General features: G+C 75.3%; 21 protein-coding genes. 12 read left to right on the top strand and 9 right to left on the bottom strand.

Annotation, left to right across the window (positions count from 1 at the left end; translation table 11 throughout):
• Window position 1: 1 nt before the first annotated feature.
• Together PATMI_RS0100565 and PATMI_RS0100560 are read left to right on the top strand one after the other, a co-directional pair.
• Window positions 2-1,180 carry a BaiN/RdsA family NAD(P)/FAD-dependent oxidoreductase gene (locus PATMI_RS0100565; protein ID WP_026909442.1) on the top strand — a complete coding sequence of 393 codons (1,179 nt, stop codon included), beginning with the start codon at window positions 2-4 and terminating at the stop codon, window positions 1,178-1,180.
• Between the two features lie 60 nt (window positions 1,181-1,240).
• Complete coding sequence (locus PATMI_RS0100560; RefSeq protein WP_026909441.1) at window positions 1,241-1,444, top strand: hypothetical protein; 204 nt, start codon at window positions 1,241-1,243, stop codon at window positions 1,442-1,444.
• Between the two features lie 18 nt (window positions 1,445-1,462).
• Here PATMI_RS0100560 and PATMI_RS0100555 read toward each other — a convergent pair whose 3' ends face one another.
• The 3 genes from PATMI_RS0100555 to PATMI_RS26230 all read right to left on the bottom strand — a co-directional run bounded on the left by PATMI_RS0100555 (window position 1,463) and on the right by PATMI_RS26230 (window position 4,512).
• Window positions 1,463-2,311, bottom strand: a complete 849-nt coding sequence (locus PATMI_RS0100555) for an aldo/keto reductase (protein WP_026909440.1) — start codon at window positions 2,309-2,311, stop codon at window positions 1,463-1,465.
• 101 nt (window positions 2,312-2,412) lie between these two features.
• Window positions 2,413-3,039, bottom strand: a complete 627-nt coding sequence (locus tag PATMI_RS0100550) for a TetR/AcrR family transcriptional regulator (protein WP_026909439.1) — start codon at window positions 3,037-3,039, stop codon at window positions 2,413-2,415.
• 153 nt (window positions 3,040-3,192) lie between these two features.
• Window positions 3,193-4,512: a LuxR C-terminal-related transcriptional regulator gene (locus PATMI_RS26230; protein ID WP_036725047.1), complete on the bottom strand. Its 1,320-nt coding sequence runs from the start codon at window positions 4,510-4,512 to the stop codon at window positions 3,193-3,195.
• A gap of 137 nt (window positions 4,513-4,649) precedes the next feature.
• Here PATMI_RS26230 and PATMI_RS0100540 point away from each other — a divergent pair, with 137 nt between their 5' ends.
• The 3 genes from PATMI_RS0100540 to PATMI_RS36285 all read left to right on the top strand — a co-directional run bounded on the left by PATMI_RS0100540 (window position 4,650) and on the right by PATMI_RS36285 (window position 6,473).
• Window positions 4,650-5,570 (top strand): NADP-dependent oxidoreductase, encoded by a 921-nt coding sequence (locus PATMI_RS0100540; RefSeq protein ID WP_026909438.1) that lies wholly within the window; start codon window positions 4,650-4,652, stop codon window positions 5,568-5,570.
• A 54-nt stretch (window positions 5,571-5,624) separates the two neighbouring features.
• A complete protein-coding gene (locus tag PATMI_RS33510; RefSeq protein WP_051470890.1) occupies window positions 5,625-6,203 on the top strand; it encodes a hypothetical protein in 579 nt (192 codons plus the stop codon).
• A 123-nt stretch (window positions 6,204-6,326) separates the two neighbouring features.
• Window positions 6,327-6,473 carry a hypothetical protein gene (locus PATMI_RS36285; protein ID WP_157260538.1) on the top strand — a complete coding sequence of 49 codons (147 nt, stop codon included), beginning with the start codon at window positions 6,327-6,329 and terminating at the stop codon, window positions 6,471-6,473.
• A gap of 51 nt (window positions 6,474-6,524) precedes the next feature.
• On the opposite strand, the gene PATMI_RS0100525 is transcribed toward PATMI_RS36285, so the two are convergent.
• A complete protein-coding gene (locus tag PATMI_RS0100525) occupies window positions 6,525-7,001 on the bottom strand; it encodes an aminoacyl-tRNA deacylase (protein ID WP_026909437.1) in 477 nt (158 codons plus the stop codon).
• A 2-nt stretch (window positions 7,002-7,003) separates the two neighbouring features.
• Window positions 7,004-7,234, bottom strand: a complete 231-nt coding sequence (locus PATMI_RS0100520; RefSeq protein ID WP_026909436.1) for a hypothetical protein — start codon at window positions 7,232-7,234, stop codon at window positions 7,004-7,006.
• Between the two features lie 88 nt (window positions 7,235-7,322).
• On the opposite strand from PATMI_RS0100520, the gene PATMI_RS26220 reads away from it, so the two are divergent.
• Complete coding sequence (locus PATMI_RS26220) at window positions 7,323-7,637, top strand: putative quinol monooxygenase (protein ID WP_051470889.1); 315 nt, start codon at window positions 7,323-7,325, stop codon at window positions 7,635-7,637.
• Window positions 7,638-7,770: 133 nt separating this feature from the next.
• Here PATMI_RS26220 and PATMI_RS0100505 read toward each other — a convergent pair whose 3' ends face one another.
• Both PATMI_RS0100505 and PATMI_RS26215 read right to left on the bottom strand, forming a co-directional pair.
• Window positions 7,771-8,211 carry a hypothetical protein gene (locus tag PATMI_RS0100505; protein ID WP_211241673.1) on the bottom strand — a complete coding sequence of 147 codons (441 nt, stop codon included), beginning with the start codon at window positions 8,209-8,211 and terminating at the stop codon, window positions 7,771-7,773.
• Between the two features lie 376 nt (window positions 8,212-8,587).
• Entirely contained in the window at window positions 8,588-9,463 is an 876-nt protein-coding gene (locus PATMI_RS26215) for an alpha/beta fold hydrolase (RefSeq protein WP_051470888.1), read from the bottom strand.
• Window positions 9,464-9,862: 399 nt separating this feature from the next.
• On the opposite strand from PATMI_RS26215, the gene PATMI_RS0100495 reads away from it, so the two are divergent.
• Together PATMI_RS0100495 and ilvB are read left to right on the top strand one after the other, a co-directional pair.
• Window positions 9,863-10,108: a hypothetical protein gene (locus tag PATMI_RS0100495; protein WP_157260536.1), complete on the top strand. Its 246-nt coding sequence runs from the start codon at window positions 9,863-9,865 to the stop codon at window positions 10,106-10,108.
• Window positions 10,105-11,943, top strand: a complete 1,839-nt coding sequence (gene ilvB, locus PATMI_RS0100490; protein WP_084269418.1) for a biosynthetic-type acetolactate synthase large subunit — start codon at window positions 10,105-10,107, stop codon at window positions 11,941-11,943. Before PATMI_RS0100495 ends, ilvB begins: the two co-directional genes overlap by 4 nt.
• Window positions 11,944-12,127: 184 nt before the next feature.
• On the opposite strand, the gene PATMI_RS38745 is transcribed toward ilvB, so the two are convergent.
• Complete coding sequence (locus tag PATMI_RS38745) at window positions 12,128-12,703, bottom strand: MarR family winged helix-turn-helix transcriptional regulator (protein ID WP_245604040.1); 576 nt, start codon at window positions 12,701-12,703, stop codon at window positions 12,128-12,130.
• A 196-nt stretch (window positions 12,704-12,899) separates the two neighbouring features.
• Here PATMI_RS38745 and PATMI_RS0100480 point away from each other — a divergent pair, with 196 nt between their 5' ends.
• The 3 genes from PATMI_RS0100480 to PATMI_RS0100470 all read left to right on the top strand — a co-directional run bounded on the left by PATMI_RS0100480 (window position 12,900) and on the right by PATMI_RS0100470 (window position 15,796).
• Window positions 12,900-13,544, top strand: a complete 645-nt coding sequence (locus PATMI_RS0100480) for an FMN-dependent NADH-azoreductase (RefSeq protein ID WP_026909432.1) — start codon at window positions 12,900-12,902, stop codon at window positions 13,542-13,544.
• A gap of 121 nt (window positions 13,545-13,665) precedes the next feature.
• Entirely contained in the window at window positions 13,666-15,375 is a 1,710-nt protein-coding gene (locus PATMI_RS0100475) for an FAD-binding dehydrogenase (RefSeq protein WP_026909431.1), read from the top strand.
• A 40-nt stretch (window positions 15,376-15,415) separates the two neighbouring features.
• A complete protein-coding gene (locus PATMI_RS0100470) occupies window positions 15,416-15,796 on the top strand; it encodes a VOC family protein (protein ID WP_036725043.1) in 381 nt (126 codons plus the stop codon).
• Window positions 15,797-15,908: 112 nt separating this feature from the next.
• On the opposite strand, the gene PATMI_RS0100465 is transcribed toward PATMI_RS0100470, so the two are convergent.
• A complete protein-coding gene (locus PATMI_RS0100465; protein WP_026909429.1) occupies window positions 15,909-17,030 on the bottom strand; it encodes an AAA family ATPase in 1,122 nt (373 codons plus the stop codon).
• Window positions 17,031-17,120: 90 nt separating this feature from the next.
• On the opposite strand from PATMI_RS0100465, the gene PATMI_RS0100460 reads away from it, so the two are divergent.
• Window positions 17,121-17,924 carry a 4'-phosphopantetheinyl transferase family protein gene (locus PATMI_RS0100460; protein WP_026909428.1) on the top strand — a complete coding sequence of 268 codons (804 nt, stop codon included), beginning with the start codon at window positions 17,121-17,123 and terminating at the stop codon, window positions 17,922-17,924.
• Window positions 17,925-17,970: the final 46 nt, after the last annotated feature.

Genomic DNA, 17,970 nt, shown 5'->3' with positions numbered 1-17,970 from the left:
AGTGCGCTCCACCGACGTGGTGATCATCGGCGCCGGTGCCGCCGGCCTCATGTGTGCCCTGACCGCCGCCGCGCGCGGACGGCGCGTCGTGGTGATCGAGAGCTCGAACAAGCCGGGCAAGAAGATCCTCATGTCCGGCGGGGGCCGCTGCAACTTCACGAACATGTGGGCGGAGCCCGCGAACTACGCGTCGCACAACCCGAACTTCTGCAAGTCGGCGCTGGCGCGGTACACCCCGTGGGACTTCATCGGGATGGTCACCGAGCACGGCGTCGGCTACCACGAGAAGAAGCTCGGCCAGCTGTTCTGCGACGACCGGTCCAAGGCGATCCTCGAGATGCTGCTGGGCGAGTGCCGGAAGCACGGCGTCGAGCTCCACGTGAAGACCGGGGTGCACCGGATCGAGCGCACCGACGACGGCTACGACCTGCGGACCGACATCGGGCAGGTCGTCACCGAGTCGCTCGTGATCGCCACCGGCGGGCTGTCGATCCCGACGCTCGGCTCCACCGGCTTCGGCTACGACGTCGCGCGGCAGTTCGGCCACGAGGTGTGGGAGACCCGCGCCGGTCTCGTGCCGTTCATCATCACCGACCAGCTGAAGCCGCTGTGCGAGGAGCTCTCCGGGACGTCGGTCGACAGCGTCGCCCGCTGCGGCGGCGAGAGCTTCCGCGAGAACCTCCTCTTCACCCACCGCGGGCTGAGCGGCCCCTCGATCCTCCAGATCTCGTCGTTCTGGAACCTCGGGGACGTCGTCGAGATCGACCTGCTGCCCGACCGCGACGCCCTGGAGTGGCTGGAGGACCGGCGGGCGACACGCCCCGACGCCGAGCTGCGCACCGTCCTGGCCGAGGTCTTCACGAAGCGCATGGCGGGCCTCCTCGCCGACCGGTGGTTCACGAACCGGCCGATGAAGCAGCACGCGCCACCTGAGCTCCGGGCGATCGCGGACCGGCTGTCGGCGTGGCGGGTCGTGCCGGCCGGCACCGAGGGGTACCGCACGGCCGAGGTCACCCTGGGCGGCGTCGACACCCGCGAGGTCTCGTCGAAGACGATGGAGTCGCTGAGGAGCCCCGGCCTCTACTTCGTCGGCGAGGTCCTCGACGTCACCGGCCACCTGGGCGGGTTCAACTTCCAGTGGGCCTGGGCGTCGGGCCACGCGGCGGCGCAGGTCGTCTGAGGCCGCGACCGCGCGGCGTTCCGGGACATGCGTCCCGGCGGACCGGGGTAGACGTCGTACATGGCGGACGTGACGCACGGCAAGGACGAGCCCAGGCCCGGCGGACCCCTGGGCAGGCTGGGGACGCTCGTCGTCATGCTCGGCCTGTTCGTGGTCGTGCTCGCCGACCAGCCGCTCGGAGCGATCCTCTCGGTCCTCGGGTTCGTGCTCTGCATGGTCGACCTCCTGAGTCCCGGGCGCGACCTCCGCGGCCGGCGCGGCTGAGCCCGCGGGCCGACGCCCTCAGTGCCCGAACGCGTCGGAGTCCGTGACACCCTCGCCGCCGCGGTCCAGGGCGCTGATCTCGTCGATCTCCTCGCGGGTCAGCGCGAAGTCGAAGACCTCGAGGTTCTCGCGCTGCCGCGTCGCGTCGGCGGACTTCGGGACGGTGACGAGGCCGAGCTCCATGTGCCAGCGCAGGATGATCTGCCCCGGCGTCCTCCCGCGCTTCTCGGCGATCCGGGCGACGGTCGGGTGCTCGCGCAGTCCGGCGTGCTGTCCGCCGAGCGGGCTCCACGACTCGCAGACGATCCCCTTCCGGCGCAGGTACGCGCGCTCGGCGACGCGGGTCCTCGTCGGGTCGAGCTCGATCTGGTCGACGTCGGGCGTCACGCCGGTCGCGTCGAGCACGCGGTCGACGTGGGCGGGCTTGAAGTTCGAGACGCCGATCGCGCTCACCCGGCCGTCCTCCAGCAGCCGCACGAGCCCGCGGTACGCGTCGACGTAGCGGTCCTGCGCCGGGTTCGGCCAGTGGATCAGCAGCAGGTCGATGTAGTCAACGTCCAGCTTCGTGGCGCTGCGCTCGAACGCCCGCTGGACCTCGTCGACGCCGTGGTCCTCCTTGTTGAGCTTCGTCGTGACGAACAGCTCCTCGCGCTTCACGCCGCTCGCCGCGAGGCCCCGGCCGACGCCGACCTCGTTGCCGTAGTTGAACGCCGTGTCGATCAGGCGGTAGCCGATCCCGATCGCCTGGGCGACGGCGGCCTCGGCCTCGCGGTCGTCCAGCGGCCACGTCCCGAGCCCCAGGCGCGGCATGACGGCGCCGTTGGCCAGGGGGACGGTGGGGGCGGGGGTCGTCTCGGTCGGGCTCATCGGTCAGGCGAGTACCCATCACGGCAGCGCGTCGCACGCTGCGGAGCAGGCGCACGACGTGCCGGGCACGCACGTCCCGGCGGGGGGTGGCGCCGTGCCGCTCAGCGCCCGGTGAGGTAGCGCACGAGCAGCACCTCGGTCTCGCGCACGTACGACTCGGGGTCCGCGCCGTCGCGCGGGTTGATCACGAGGTTGTGGGTCACGGTCTCGCCGATCTGCACGACGAGCTGCGCGGCCAGTCGGCGGTCCGGCGGGAGGACCTCGGGCCGGGATTCGAGGTAGCCCGTGACGGCGTCGACCGCGGCACCGACGGTGCGGTCGAGCCGGTGGCGCAGGGCCTCGGGGCGCGGCGCCTCCTCGAAGAGCACGCGGTGCAGCGCTGGGTGCCGGCGGTGCAGCTCGACGAGCGCCTGCAGCATCCGCGGGATGCCCTCCTCGACCGGCGGCGACCGCACGACGAGGTCGGTCAGGAGCGGCGTCAGCGCCGCGAGGGCGCCGTCGAGGTGCTCCTCGACGAGGGCGACGAGGATCGCGTCCTTGTCCGGGAAGTACTGGTAGACGGTCCCGATCGACACGCCCGCGCGCTCGGCGATGCGGTTCGTGGTGCCGGCCTCGTAGCCGTGGCGGGCGAAGACCTGGGCCGCGGCCTCGACGATCGCGTCGACCGTCGCCACCGACCGCTCCTGCACCGGCGTGCGACGGGTGTTGGCGCCGCGCTCGGGGCTCATCGCCGGGGCGCGGGGCGACGCGTGAGGCGGCAGGCGGGCATCGGCCCAATATAGAACGCCCCGGGCCGTCGACCTGCACGGGTTCGACGAGTGGGTGGACGCACCCACGACGGCCGGGCCCGTGCGACGGCCGGGTCGGCCGCGCGCCGGCCCTCATCGCCCGCCGGCGACCGCGCGCAGCCGGGGCGCCGCGGCCCCGAGCCCGTGCTCGCGCGCGAGGGCGGCGGCCTCCCCGCGGGAGCGCACGTCGAGCTTCCTCAGGACGTTGGCGACGTGGAACTTCACCGTGTGGTCGGTGACCGACAGGGTCTCCGCGATCTCGCGGTTGCGGGCACCGCGCGTCAGCTCGGCGAGGACCTGGAGCTCGCGCTCGCCGAGGGCCGCGAGCGGGCCTGCCTCCCGTGCGGCGACGGCCGCCAGCGGGACCCGGACGGTGACCGTCGTCCCCCAACCGGGCGTGGCGTCGACGTCGAGCGTCGCGTCCAGGGCCGCGACGCGCTCCGCCGTGCGGTGGACCGCCAGGGCGTCGCGGGTGATCGCGCCCGGGCCGTCGTCCCGCGCGACGAGCACGAGCGCGTCGTCCTGGACGCGCCACCCCAGGCGGATCCGGCCGACGGCGTCCTGGTCGAGCAGCACGAGCGCGACGCCGCGGGAGATCGCGCGCGCCGCGTGGGCGAGGTCGGCCGGCAGGGCGCGGTCGTCCTCGGGGCCGACGAGCTCGAGCGTCGCGGACCCGAACCGCGTGAGGGGCCCGAGCTCCTCGGCGAGGCGCTCGAACGCCTTGTCGGCGGGCTCCTCGCTGAGCGCACGGTCGCGGTGCCCGGCCTCGCGCAGCTCGATGAGGGCGGCGACCGCCACGTCGACGGCGGCCGCGCGCGCGGTGCGGTCGTCGACGTCGCGGGCCCGCAGCGTCCCCAGCAGCGCCGCGAGGGTCGCCTCGTGCGCGTCACCGAGCTCGGCGATCGTCCGCGCCCGCTCCTGCGACGCGGCCAGGCTGTCGACGAGGCTGCTCGGCGGGACGTCCGCAGCGCGGTCGGCCATCGCCGCGACCACGACGTCGCAGAGCCCGCGGGCGACCCGCACCGCCTCGGGGTCGGGGGCGTCGTCCCGGAGCACGATCGCCAGCAGCGCGCCGCCGGACCCCGGCGGCGAGGAGGCGACGGCCAGGATCGGTCGCTCCGTGCCGGCCAGCGGCGCGACACCGACCCACGGAGCGCCGGGGGAGGTGCGCCCGGCCAGCTGCGCGAGCTCGGCGCTCGTCGGCGCGGCCTCCAGCCCGGACCCGCCGTGGCGCTTCAGCGGCGCGCGCGAGCAGTCGCCGGTGAGCATCGCGACGAGCCGGTCGTCGCCTGCGGGGAGGACCTCGTCCATCAGCGGCTGCAACGTGCTCAGGACCTCGGGGCGCGGCGCGGCCACGAGCCGCGCGGCGGCGTCCAGGGCCCAGGCCGGGTCGCTCCACGCGGGCTGCGTCATGGAGCGATCGTAGCTCGCGGCCGTCCCCGCCCACCTGCCCGCCCGGGCAGCAGGACTGCCCGAGCGGGTAGTCGTCGGGCAGGCGCCCGGACCGCACCATGGGTGCAGGTCAGACGCAACGAACGAAGGAGCACGGGATGTCCAAGGCGATCAGGTTCGACGAGCACGGCGGGGTCGACGTGCTGGAGGTGCGGGAGGTCGAGCGGCCGACGCCCGGGGACGGGCAGGTGCTGATCCGGGTGAAGGCGGCCGGGATCAACCCCGGCGAGAGCGCGATCCGGGAGGGCGTCTTCGCCGACCGCTGGCCGACGACGTTCCCGTCCGGCCAGGGCAGCGACCTCGCCGGCGTGGTCGAGGAGCTGGGGGCCGGTGTCGACGCGGTCGCGGTCGGCGACGAGGTCCTCGGGTGGACCGACGAGCGCGCCAGCCACGCGGAGCTCGTCGTCGTCCCGGCCGACCAGGTGGCGGCGAAGCCGGAGGCGGTGTCCTGGGAGGTCGCGGGGTCGCTGTTCGTCGCCGGGATGGCGGCGCTCGGGTCGGTCCGGGCGGTGGCGCCGCAGGACGGCGAGGTCGTCGTCGTGTCGGCCGGCGCGGGCGGCGTCGGGTCGATCGCGACGCAGCTCGCCCGCCGGACCGGGGCGACGGTGATCGGCCTGGCGAGCGAGCGCAACCACGAGTGGCTCCGGAGCCACGGCGTCGTCCCGGTCGCGCACGGCGACGGGGTCGAGGACCGGATCCGGGAGGCCGCCGGCGGTCGGGTCGACGGGTTCGTCGACCTCTTCGGGAACGGGTACGTCGAGCTCGCGCTGGGTCTCGGCGTCGCGAAGGAGCGGATCAACACGATCTTCGACTTCGAGGCCGCCGCCGCGCACGGCATCACGACGCAGGGAACGTCGGAGACCGCGAGCGCGGAGGCGCTCGCCGAGGTCGCCGAGCTCGTCGCATCGGGCGCCGTCGAGGTGCCGATCGCCGCGACCTACCCGCTCGAGCGGGTGGCGGAGGCCTACACGCGCCTGGCCGACCGCACGACCCACGGCAAGATCGTGCTCGTGCCCTGACGGGTACGGGGACGCCGCGTCCGCTCCCGGGCGCGTCCGCCACGGAGCTGCCGCATGACCCATGAGAACGTCGTCTCGATCCGGTTGGAGGACCCCGCCCGGGCGACGGCGGTGGTGGACGCCCTGCGCGACGCGTCGCGGATGGACAAGCTCGTCCTGAACGCGCTCGTCACGGTGGAGGTCGCCGCGGACGGCACCGTCGCGGTCGGCGAGCTGCGCGAGGCCGCCGGCGACGGGATGCGGCACACCGGCACGCTCGGCGGGTTGGTCGGGATCCTCGGCGGCCCCCTCGGGGCGGTCGTCGGCTGGGGCGTCGGGACCCGACTCGGCGAGCGCTTCGACGCGGAGGAGGCGTCCGAGGACGAGGACGCGATCGTGGCCGCCGTCCACGACCTGCCGCCCGGCAGCGTCGCGGTCGTGGCGGAGGTCGAGGAGGAGCCCGACAACGAGCACCGGCTCGACGAGCTCGTCGCCGACCTCGGCGGCAGGGTGCTCCGGCGCCGCACCGAGGCGCTGCTCGAGGAGCTCGAGGCGTCGGTCGCCCGCGGCGAGGTCCCGGCCCGTCCCGGCGATCGTCCGCCGTCCTCCCGAGGGGCCCGGATCGCGGCGCTCCGGGAGCGCCTCGAGGGCTGAAGCGCCACGTGGGCGGCAATGCGCCCGACGGCTCGGATCCTCCGTGGTGAGCGGCGATCCGCCCGGTGCGATGCAGCGCGCCACCCCGCTCGGGTGGCCCCGTCCCAGGACTACGATCCGGGTATGAGCGACCCCGGTCTGAACGACGTGCGGAAGGCCGAGGAGCTGATCGCCAAGCTGACGGTCATGTTCATCGGCGCCTGCGGGATGGGCGTCTTCGCGATGCTCCTGGGCATCGTCCTGTTCTTCGCGAACCGCCCGTACCACTAGGCCGACGACGAGGTCCGGGCTCCGTCGACCGGCGCGAGCGCCGGCCCGCGGTCAGGTCGACGACGGGGTCCGTCGGACCCGACGGACCTCCGCACCCGTCAGTGCCACGAGGTCCTCGGGCGCCAGCTCGATCTCGAGGCCCCGGCGCCCGGCGCTGACGAAGATCGTGCCCGACCCCGTCGCGCTGTCGTCGACGAGCGTCGGCAGCGCCCGCCGCTGCCCCAGCGGGCTGATGCCGCCGGTGACGTAGCCCGTCGCGCGCTCCGCCCGCGCCGGGTCGGCCATCGTCGTCCGCTTGCCCAGCGACCGCAGGTCGAGGGTCGCGTCCGCCGGGACGACGCAGACCGCGAGCGCGCCGTCGCGGTCGACCACCAGGGTCTTGAACACCCGCGCGGGGTCGAGGCCGAGCGCCTCGGTCGCCTCCAGCGCGTACGAGTCTGCGGCGGGGTCGTGCGGGTACTCGTGCAGCTGGAACGCCACGCCCGCGGACCGGGCGGCCCGCGTGGCGGGCGTCTCGCGGCCCGCCACGCTCAGGCCTCCAGGCGCTGGACGCCCGCGGGGGTCAGCGCCCAGGTGCCGTCCGGCTGCTCCTCGGCGTGCCCGCGCGCGGCCAGGTCGGCGAGGTTCAGCGGCGTGCGCATGTCGCCGTGCCCGCGGCCGATCTCGCCGTCGATCGCGTCGACCGACACGCCGACGCCGGCGCGGCCCCCGGCCAGGCGCCCGAGCGCGGTGGTGACGTGGACCAGGTCGCGCGCGCTCATCGGGCGATCGTCGCAGGCGGGGTGGCCTCCCGCAGCCGCGTACGCCGCACGATCCCCGCGCCGCGACGACCGCGGATAGCGTCGGTCCATGACCGTCGTCGTCGTCGCCCACATCCACGCCCGCGAGGGCAAGGAGGCCGAGACCGAGGCCGCCCTCTCGGAGCTCGTCGCCGCCACCCACGGCGAGGAGGGCTGCCTCTTCTACTCCCTGCAGAAGAACGTCGACGACCCGCAGGAGTTCACGACGATCGAGAAGTGGGCGAGCCCCGAGGCGCTCGGCGGGCACTTCGAGACCGACCACCTGAAGGCGGTCCTCGCCCGCGCGGAGGAGCTCCTCGACCAGGCGCCGGACATCCGCACCTACGGGGCCATCCCGATCGGCGGGGACAAGGGCGAGCTCTGACCGGCGGATCCCGCGGCCGGTGACGGGCATCGGCCCGCCGGCCGCGGGCGTCGCGCCCCACCGGCGCCGCGCCTCGCCGCCGGCCCGCCTGACCGGCGCTCCGCCCACCGGCGTCGGGGTCGTGCGGCGTCGCCTACGCCGGCGACGTGATCGCGACGACCGCGACGACGACCACGACGAGCAGCAGCACGCCGGGGACGAGCAGGGCGCGGAACCAGACCCGCGGATCGGTGTGGTCCCAGGGGGAGGCGAGCGCTCCGGGGTCGGCCGCGTCGGCGGGGACCGGCTCGGTGCGCGGTGCGGCGTCGCGCTCGAAGGCCGGAGCTCGGCGCGGGACCACCACGCCGGACTCGAACGCGGGGACATGGTGCGCGACGGCGACCGACGGGGCGTGCGCGGGTTGGACCGCGGCGTCCGACACGACCAGCTGCGTCACTGCGGGGCGGGGGACCCAGGCGGATGGTCGGCCGCCCGGACCGTCGCCCTCGATCGTGGTGGTGCTGCCGTACTGCGACACGTCGCTCCCGTGGTGACCTCGTGAACCGCCGGTGGTGCGGGGAACACCGTCCTGCACGCGATCGTCGCCGGGCATCGGCGGGACGGCGTGCGCGCGCAGACTACCCCTCCCGGGGCGACGGCGGTGACGGGTTCCCGATCCGGGTGGGCGGTGCGGTCGGGCCGGTGGTGGCCGTGGACGACGGTCCGGCCGGGGACGACCTCGTCGGATCGTGTACCGCCGAGGTACCGAACCCGACACGCAGCGGTCGGCCCCGCGACCGGACGGCGGTCGTGTCGGATCCTGTACCGCCCGGGTACCGAACCCGACACGCGGCGGTCGGCGCCCGCCCGGAGGGCGGCCGTGTCGGATCGTGTACCGCCCAGGTACCGAACCCGACACGCGGCACGTCGGCCTCGGCCCGCCCCACCCGGGCCATCGTCGGCCCGGGCCCTCAGGCGCTCTGCAGGTGGGCGAGCACGTGGTCGGCGAAGACGTCCGGCGCCTCGACGTGCATGTGGTGGCCGGCGCCCGGGATCGACGCCAGGCGCACCCCGCCGGTGAAGCGGTCGCCGAGGTCGTCGAACTTCTCGGGCCCCATGCAGGCGTCGCCCTCGCCGCGGATCACGAGCGTCGGTACGGGGACGCGGCCGAAGACGATCCGGCGGTCGTCGCCGTGCGTGATCGCCAGCGGGATCCCGCGGTAGTAGCCGAGCGCGGCGGAGAGGTTGCCGCGGGTCGCGAACCCGGCGCGGAACCTCGCGAGCTGCTCGTCGGTCGGGTCCCAGCCGGGCGACCAGCGGCGGACGAGGTCGTCGATCCACCGCAGCCCGTCGCGGCCGACGATCCGCTCGGGGACGTCGGGGACCTGGAACTGCAGCATGTAGCGGGAGCGCCACAGCTGCCGGAGCGTCGGCTTCGTGATCACCGTGTGGGTGTGCGGCACGGCGGCCATCACGATCCGGCGGATCCGGTGCGGCGCCAGCGTCGCGACGGTGTGCGCGGTCACGGCACCCCAGTCGTGGCCCACGACCATCAGCTCCTCCTCGCCGAGCGCGTCGGCGATCGCGAGCACGTCGCGCGCCAGGTCGACCGGGGTGGTCCGCCGGCCGGCCGGCAGCGACGACGGCGCGTAGCCGCGCATCGCGGGGGCGACGGCGTGGAAGCCGGCCGCCGCGAGCGTCTCGACGAGCGGCACCATGCTCCACACGCTGTCCGGGAATCCGTGCAGGACGACGACGAGCGGTCCCTCGCCCCGCTCCACGAGGGCGAGCTCGACGTCCCCGGCGTCCACGGTGCGGTCGACGACGGGTGGGGCGGCGGCGGTCACCGGGTGAGCGTTGCACGCGCGGGGCCCGCGGGCGCGTGCGGCCGGCAGGTGGGGCGGGGCGTGGCGTGGTGGTGGAGGCGAAGGTGCTGCGCGTCGGATCGTGTACCGCCCGGGTACCGAACCCGACACGGAGGGCTGTCGGGCGACCCCGGGTGGCGATCCGCGCGCAGGTCGTGCATCATGTCGGGCGTGACTTCCCGTCACATCACGCCGCGTATCTCCGCGGGCGCCTCCGGCGTCCGCCTCGGCGTGCTCGTAGTAGCCGGCCTCACGGCCGGTCTCTCCCAGGCATAGACCGCGACCGGCGCCCCGCCGGACCCGCGTCTCAGCCTCCAGAGTCCGCCGCCCGCCCCGAACATCGGGAGCGTGCTCGTGTGCGCTCCCACGACCGACACGACCATGCTCCCCACTCAGACCCGCTCCCACCGCACCTCGATCCCGGCCACCGGCCTCGGCTCGATCCTCGTCGCCTCGCCGCAGCTCGCGCTCGCGGGCGTCGACCGCGGCGTCGTGGCCGAGCGCGCGGTCGCCGTCGGGATGGGGGAGGCGTCGTTCACCGCGGCCGACCGCGCCCCGTGGGCGGATGCCACGGGTGCGACGGCGGGCCACGACGACACGACGACCCCGAGCGAGGCCACACGATGAGCGCGACCGACCGCACTGCCGACCCGGCGGCGGCCGCGACCGCCGCCGGTGACGCCGAGCCGCCCCGGGACCACACGACCCTCCGCGGCGCCGACCGCCTGGTGGAGGCCCTGGTCGCCGAGGGCGTCGACACGGTCTTCGGGCTGCCGGGCGGTGCGTCGCTGGCGCTTCACGACGCGATCGACGCGTCCGCGATCCGTCACGTCCTCGTCCGCCACGAGGCCGCCGCCGGCCACGCCGCCGAGGGCTGGGCGCGCGCGTCGGGCCGCACCGGCGTGGCGATCGTCACCAGCGGCCCCGGCGCCACGAACCTCGTCACCGCGATCGCCGACGCCTACGCCGACTCGCTGCCGACGGTCTTCATCACCGCGCAGGTCCCGACGACGCTCCGGGGCTCCAACGCGTTCCAGGAGTGCGACGTCATCGGGATGACCGCGCCCGTGGTCAAGCACGGCATCGCGGTCGAACGCGCCGACGACGTCGCGGACGCGATCCACGAGGCCTTCGCGATCGCGGGCAGCGGCCGGCCGGGTCCGGTGCTCGTCGACGTGCCGTCCGACCTCCTGAAGGCGCCCGCGCGGGAGTCCCGCGGCGGCCGCGACGGGGTCGACCTGCCCGGCTACCGCCCGCGCGAGACCCCGAACGGCCGGCAGTTGCGCCGCGCCGCCGAGGCGATCGCCGTCGCGCGCCGGCCGGTCCTCTACGCCGGCGGCGGCGTCGTCCACGCGTGCGCCGAGGCCGAGCTGACCGCGCTCGCCCGCCGCCACGACCTGCCCGTCGTCACGACGCTGATGGCGCTGGGCGCCTACCCGCAGGGCGACGTCCGCTGGCTCGGGATGCCCGGCATGTACGGGGCGGCCCCGGCGAACCGCGCGCTGCACGAGGCCGACCTGATCGTCGCCGTCGGCGCCCGCTTCGACGACCGCGTGACCGGCCGGCTCGACGCGTTCGCACCGCGCGCCCGGGTCGTCCACGTCGACGCGGACGCGTCCGAGATCGGCAAGAACGTCGCCGCGCACGTCCCGGTCGTCGGCGACGCCAAGGCCGCGCTGGCCGGGATCGCCGACGCGCTGCGGACGCTCGCCGAGGAGGGCGAGGTCGCCGCCGAGCTGCGCCCCTGGTGGCAGCGGATCGCCGCCTGGCGCGCCGAGCACCCGGTCCGTCGCCTCGAGCACACGGACGACGCGATCAGCGCCGAGGCGACCCTCGACCGCCTGCGCGAGCTGACGGGCGACCGGGCGATCGTCACCACCGACGTCGGCCAGCACCAGATGTGGGCCGCCCAGCGCCTGCGCTTCGCGGCGCCGCGGAACTGGGTCACCTCGGGCGGCCTGGGCACGATGGGCTTCGGCCTGCCCGCGGCGATCGGCGCGGCGCTGGCGACGGCGGGCGACGACGGGACCCGGGGGACGGGCGGCGACGACCGCGACGGGACCGCCCGGGCCGACGCCGCCGACCGTCCGCCGGTCGTCTGCGTCACCGGCGACGGCTCCTTGGTCATGCACCTGCAGGAACTCGCCACGGCCGTCGCCGAGGACGTGCCGGTGAAGGTCCTCCTGTTCGACAACGCGTCGCTCGGCATGGTCCGCCAGCAGCAGGACACGCACTACGCCGGTCGCCGCGCGGCCTCCTCGTTGCCCGGGCTGGACTGGGTCGCGCTCGGGGCCGGCTTCGGCGTCCCGGCGTGGTCGGTCGACGACCCTGCGGACCTCGACGACGCGATGGCCACGTGGCTCGCGACGGACGGCCCGGCGCTCCTGCGGATCGGCCTCCCGGTCGACCAGGGCTGCGACCCGGCGTTCGCGGCCGGCACGGTGGCGGTGCCGCGGGACTGAGGCCCCGCGCCTCGAGGGCTGGCGCGAGCCGGGCCGCAAGGCGCGGGTCCGCGGCTGTCGGGCCCGTCGTCGCGATCGCGGCGAGAGCCGGGCGTGATGCGGGTTTCTGCCGCGGGGCGGCAGGAATCCGCAGCGGCCGGGCCGGCTGTCCGCCACCCGGCCCTCGCCGCCGGTGCGGCCAGGCTCAACCCCGTGCCGGCGTCCCCGGCTGCGGGGACGTGCCGGCCTCGACGCACTCCTCGACGACGTGATCCGACCCGGTCGGCCCGCCCGCGCCGCCCGGCTCCACGCAGTCGTCCCCGCCCGCGCCGCCCGCCTCCACGCAGTCGTCCGCGGCCGCGCCGCCCGACTCCACGCAGTCGTCCGTCCCTGCACCCGGCGCCACGCACGGGTCGACGGCCTCGCTCACGCAGTCGGCCGACTCCTCCCGCGTGGCCCGGGCGAGCAGGTCCGCCAGGGTCCGGCGTTGCTCGGCGTCGAGTCCGGCCAAGACCTCGTCCTCGGCCGCCCCGAGCGCGTCCTCGGCCTCGGCCAGCCGCGCGAGGCCGGCCTCGGTGACCTCGACGATGTGCCGACGGCGGTCCTCCTCGGAGCGCCGGCGGGCGATGAGGTCCTGGGCCTCGAGCTCGTTCAGGAGGCCCACGAGGTTCGTCCGGTCGATCCGCAGCGTGCCCGCCAGCGCCTGCTGGGTGCTGCCGCCGTGGTCGCGCAGCACGGTGAGCGTCACGAGGTGCCGCGGACGCAGACCGAGCGGCGCCATCGCCGACTCCGAGCGCACGCGCATGCGGCGCGCGAGGTGCGACAGGAGCGCGGCGGACCGCGGAGCGTCGGTGGTCGGCGGGGCAGCCGCGTCGGTGCGGGGCGTCGAGGCGATGCCCACAGTCTACGCCCGGACGCCAATCAGTCGTGTGCTACAACTCGTTTGCGTATAACAAACGATCTACGAGAGGCAACGCATGACGCACCGACTGCTGCACATCGACTCGAGCATCCAGACCGAGGGCTCGATCTCCCGGCGCCTGACCGCCCGCGCGGTCGACGCGTGGAAGGCCGCCCACCCCGACGGCGAGGTGACCTACCGCGACCTGGGCGCGCACCCGCTCCCGCACCTCGACGCCGAGGGCGGGATGGCCCGGCTCGTGCCGCCCGACCAGCAGACCCCGGCACAGGCCGCGTCGTGGGCGCTGACCGAGGAGGTCGTCGCCGAGGTGCAGCAGGCCGACGCGATCGTCCTCGGCGTGCCGCTCTACAACTTCGGCGCGCCGAGCTCCGTGAAGTCCTGGGTGGACCACCTCGTCGCGCCCGGGCTGTCGGTCGACTACGCGACGATGAGCGGCCTGCTCGGCGGGCGCGACCTGCTCGTCGTCGTCTCCCGCGGCGGCGGCTTCGGTCCCGGCACCCCGAAGGCCGGCTGGGACCACGCCGAGTCGTGGCTGCCCCACGGCCTCGCCATGACCGGGCTCGAGCCGCGCATCGTCATCGCCGAGCTGACGATGGCCCCGAAGAACCCGGCGCTCGCCGAGCTCATCCCGCTGCACGAGGAGAGCCTCGCGGCGGCCGAGCGCGCGGTCGACGCGGCGTGGGAGCCGGCGGTCGCCTGAGCGGCGGGGTGGTCCCGCGCGCGGCGCGGTCGGCAGCGTCGTTCCCGCCTGGCGGTCGTCACCACCCCTACCGCCGGTAGGACTTCCCCGCCCGACCCCCGGACCCGCGAAGATGCGTCCCATGAGCACCCAGGAGCAGGCGGACGTCATCGTCGTGGGCGGAGGGCTCGCCGGGTTGGTGGCGACCGCCGAGCTCGCCGACGCCGGGCGGACCGTGCTGCTCGTGGACCAGGAGCCCGAGCAGTCGCTGGGCGGGCAGGCGTTCTGGTCGCTCGGTGGGCTGTTCCTCGTGGACTCGCCCGAGCAGCGGCGGATGCGGATCAAGGACTCGCGCGACCTCGCCTGGCAGGACTGGCTCGGGACCGCGGCGTTCGACCGGCCCGAGGACGAGTGGCCGCGGAAGTGGGCCGAGGCGTACGTCGACTGGGCCGCGGGTGAGAAGCACGAGTGGATCACCGGGCAGGGCATCAAGCTCATGCCGCAGGTCGGCTGGGCCGAGCGCGGCGGCTACGACGCCGGCGGCCACGGCAACTCGGTCCCGCGCTTCCACCTGACGTGGGGGACGGGCCCCGGCGTGATGGCGCCGTTCGAGGAGCGCGTCCGTCGCGCGGTCGTCACCGGGAAGGTCCGGTTTCGCTTCCGCCACCGCGTCGACGAGCTGCTCGTCGAGTCCGGCGCCGTGGTCGGCGTGCGGGGTGCGACGCTCGAGCCCTCCGACGTCGTGCGCGGCGCGAAGAGCTCGCGGACGGAGACCGGCGAGTTCGAGCTCCGTGCGCAGGCCGTGATCGTCACCTCGGGCGGCATCGGCGCCAACCACGACCTCGTCCGCGAGAACTGGCCCGCCCGCCTCGGCACCGCGCCGAAGCACATGATCTCCGGGGTCCCCGACCACGTCGACGGCCGGATGATCCGGATCACCCAGGACGCGGGCGGCGAGACGATCAACCCCGACCGCATGTGGCACTACGTCGAGGGGATCCAGAACTGGGACCCGATCTGGACCGCGCACGGCATCCGGATCATCCCCGGGCCCTCGTCGCTCTGGCTCGACGCGACCGGCAAGCGCCTGCCCGTCCCGCTCTTCCCGGGCTTCGACACGCTCGGCACGCTCGACCACATCATGGGGACGGGGCACGAGCACACGTGGTTCGTGCTGACCGAGCGGATCATCGAGAAGGAGTTCGCGCTCTCGGGCTCGGAGCAGAACCCCGACATCACCGGCAAGAGCGTCGTCGAGACCCTGAAGGCCCGGCTGTCGTCCGGTCCTCCCGGCCCGGTCCAGGCGTTCATGGACAAGGGCGTCGACTTCGTCGTCGAGAAGGATCTCGAGGCCCTCGTCCGCGGCATGAACGCGAAGACCGACACGCCGCTGATCGACCTCGAGGGCCTGCGGAAGATCATCACCGAGCGCGACCGCGAGGTCGAGAACCCCTACACGAAGGACCTCCAGCTGACCGCCATCCACGGCGCGCGGAAGTACTTCGTCGACCGCCTCACGCGCGTCGTGAAGCCGCACCGCCTGCTCGACCCCGAGGCCGGTCCGCTGATCGCGGTGAAGCTCCACGTCCTCACCCGCAAGACGCTCGGCGGCCTGCACACCGACCTCGACGGCCGGGTGCTGCGCAAGGTCGACGGCCTCGCGTCGACCGCGCACGGCGAGGCCGGTGCGGGCCGCCGCGAGCCGGTCCCGGGTCTCTACGCGGCCGGCGAGGTCGCGGGCTTCGGCGGCGGCGGGATGCACGGCTACCGCGCGCTCGAGGGCACGTTCCTGGGCGGCTGCCTGTTCTCCGGGCGGACGGCCGGCCGGGCGGCGGCGCGGGCGCTGGGATAGCGCGCGCAGACGACGACACGATCCACGAGAGGATGCAGCGATGAGCACCCTGCAGATCACCGGCGTCGACTTCGTCACGCTGCCCGTGAAGGACTTCGACGCGTCGATGGAGTTCTACGGCGAGACCCTCGGGCTGCCGTTCGTGAAGCGCTGGGGGACGATGCCCGGCGCCGAGTTCCAGGCCGGCAACCTGACGATCGCGCTGATGGAGCCCGGCGCGTTCGGGCAGGAGTTCCGGGCCCACGCGGTGCCGCTGGCGCTCCAGGTCCCCGACGTCGCGGAGGCCCGCGCGACCCTGGAGGAGCGCGGCGTGCGCTTCCTCGGCGACACGATCGACAGCGGTGTCTGTCACCAGGCGCTGTTCCGGGACCCCGCCGGCAACGTGCTGGATCTGCACCACCGGTACGCGCCCGCGGACTGATCGGGGACCGGTCCCGCCGGCCGCGGGTGGGTGTCGATCGGTCTCGCGGGACGCGACGACGGACCACCGACCTCCCGCCGATCGCGCCCTCGGGGCGCGCGCCGCGCCCGCCTCAGCGCCGCAGCCGCAGCCGCAGCAGCGGGTCGATCAGCCGCCAGCGCGGGCCGGGGTCGCGGGCGAGGAGCTGCCCCGCCGTGACCAGCGCCTCGGCCGCCTGGTGGAACGACCCGCGCGTCGCACCCTGCCGGGCGGCGAGGTCGGCGGACGTCGGCGCGCGGCCGTGCGCGACCTCGCCGAGGACGATCCGCTGGTTGCGGGTCAGGGGGGCCAGCGCGGCGGCGTGGATCTCCGCGGTCTGCTCGAGGGCGTCCTGCAGCACCAGGTCGACCAGGGCGTCGGCATCGCCCTCGGTCCCCGCGCCGCCGTCGGGCTCCGTCAGCCGCCGCGCGAGCAGGTGGCAGAGGAGCATCGTGCGCTGCGGATGGCCCTCGCCCAGCTCGACGAGGGCGGCCGCCGCGTCGCCCGGCGACAGCTCGAGCTCGGCGAAGCGCCGCTCGACCTCGTCGATCGTCGACTCGATCGGCAGCGGCGACAGGGTCAGCGGCTCGGCCTGCCCGAAGAACGGCGCCTCGTGCCGCTCGAACATGCGGGCCAGCATCGACGGCTCCGAGCCGGCGAACACGTACGCGACGTCCTGGTGGTGCTGGATCACGGCGCGCAGGCGGGCGTCGAGGCCCGGCCCGGCGACGAGCAGGTCCTGGAACTCGTCCAGCACGACGAGCACGGGATCGCCGGTGCTCTTCGCCACCTCGTCCGGCAGGGCGAGCAGCTCCTCCAGCAGACGCCCGTGGTCGGACGGCTCCGCACGCGCGGGCGCCAGGGTGATCCGCGGGCCGGTCAGCGAGACGTCCGCCCCGAGGCGCCCGGCCAGGCGCTCGGCCCGCCGGACGGGCCCGGCCTCGCGGTGCCCCGCCCACGCGACGAGCAGCGCGCGGGTCAGGCCGGCCAGGTCGCTGATCCCGCCGAGGTCGACCCGGACCGCCCGCCAGCCCGACCGGCCGACGGCCTCGGCATGGGCGGCCAGGAGCGTCGTCTTGCCGTACCGTCGTGGCGCCGCGAGGCGGATCGGGGTCCGCTCCCCGGCGGCGCGCCCGAGCAGCCGGAGCTCGTCCTCCCGGTCGATCATCCGGGCCGAAGGGACCGGTCCGGCGTGCTTGAACGGATAGTCGGCCACCGAGAAAGTATAGTTCGAGCTATACACGCATGTCCACCTCGGGCTGTACGCGGGTGCTCGTGCGGTCGGGCGTCCGGATAGGGTCGCGGCGTGTCCGCCGAGCCGCCCGCGACCTATGCGCCCCGGTTCCCGACGGACCGCCAGGGCGCAGCGGTCCCCGTCGAGGTCGTCCTGTCCCGTGCCGCTCCCGGTCCGCTCTCACCGGCCGCGCTCGCCGTTCTCGACGGCGCGGAGCGTGAGCGGGTCGCGCGCTTCCGCCGACCGCAGGACGCGGAGCGGTTCGTCACCGGGCGCGCCCTGGCCCGGACGCTGCTCGGAGGGCGGCTGGGTCTCGCACCCGAGGACGTCGACCTCGCCGTCCCGCGGCCGGGCTGGAAGCCGCGCGTCCCCGACACCACCCTGGACGTCTCGATCGCCCACGCCGCGGACGTCGTCGTGGTCGTGCTCGCCGACGGCGTCGAGGTCGGCGTCGACGTCGAGGGCGGACCGGGGGTGCTCCGCACGATCGACGAGCAGCTGTGGCGGAGCGTCACGTCGCCCGAGGAGCGCGCGGCCGTCGGGCCGCTCGACTGGCCGTCGGCGGGGCGTCCCGCCCCGGCGACGGTCGACGCGGTCCTCCGGCACTGGGTGCGCAAGGAGGCGGTGCTGAAGGCCGTCCGGCTCGGCCTCGTCGTCCCCATGGAGGGGCTCGCGGTGGGCGACGGCCCGCCGCCCGAGGTGCTGGCGACCCCGGAGGGGCTGCCGGGGCCCGCCGGCATCGCGCTGGCGGACGTCGACGCGCCGGACGGCTTCCGGATCGCCGTCGCGGCCGTCACGGACGGCCCGCTCGTGGTGCGGGACGCGGACACCGGCACGGTCGTCGGGCGGTCGGGCGGGCGGGCGTCCCGAGGGTGACCGACCGGGTGCAGGTCGCCGTCCGCCGGTGGCTGTCCGCCGGTGG

The organism is Patulibacter minatonensis DSM 18081 (assembly GCF_000519325.1).
GTDB classification, from domain to species: Bacteria; Actinomycetota; Thermoleophilia; order Solirubrobacterales; family Solirubrobacteraceae; genus Patulibacter; species Patulibacter minatonensis.
Note: the sequence above shows the minus strand (reverse complement) of the source record. Positions and strands in the feature narration are given on the sequence as shown.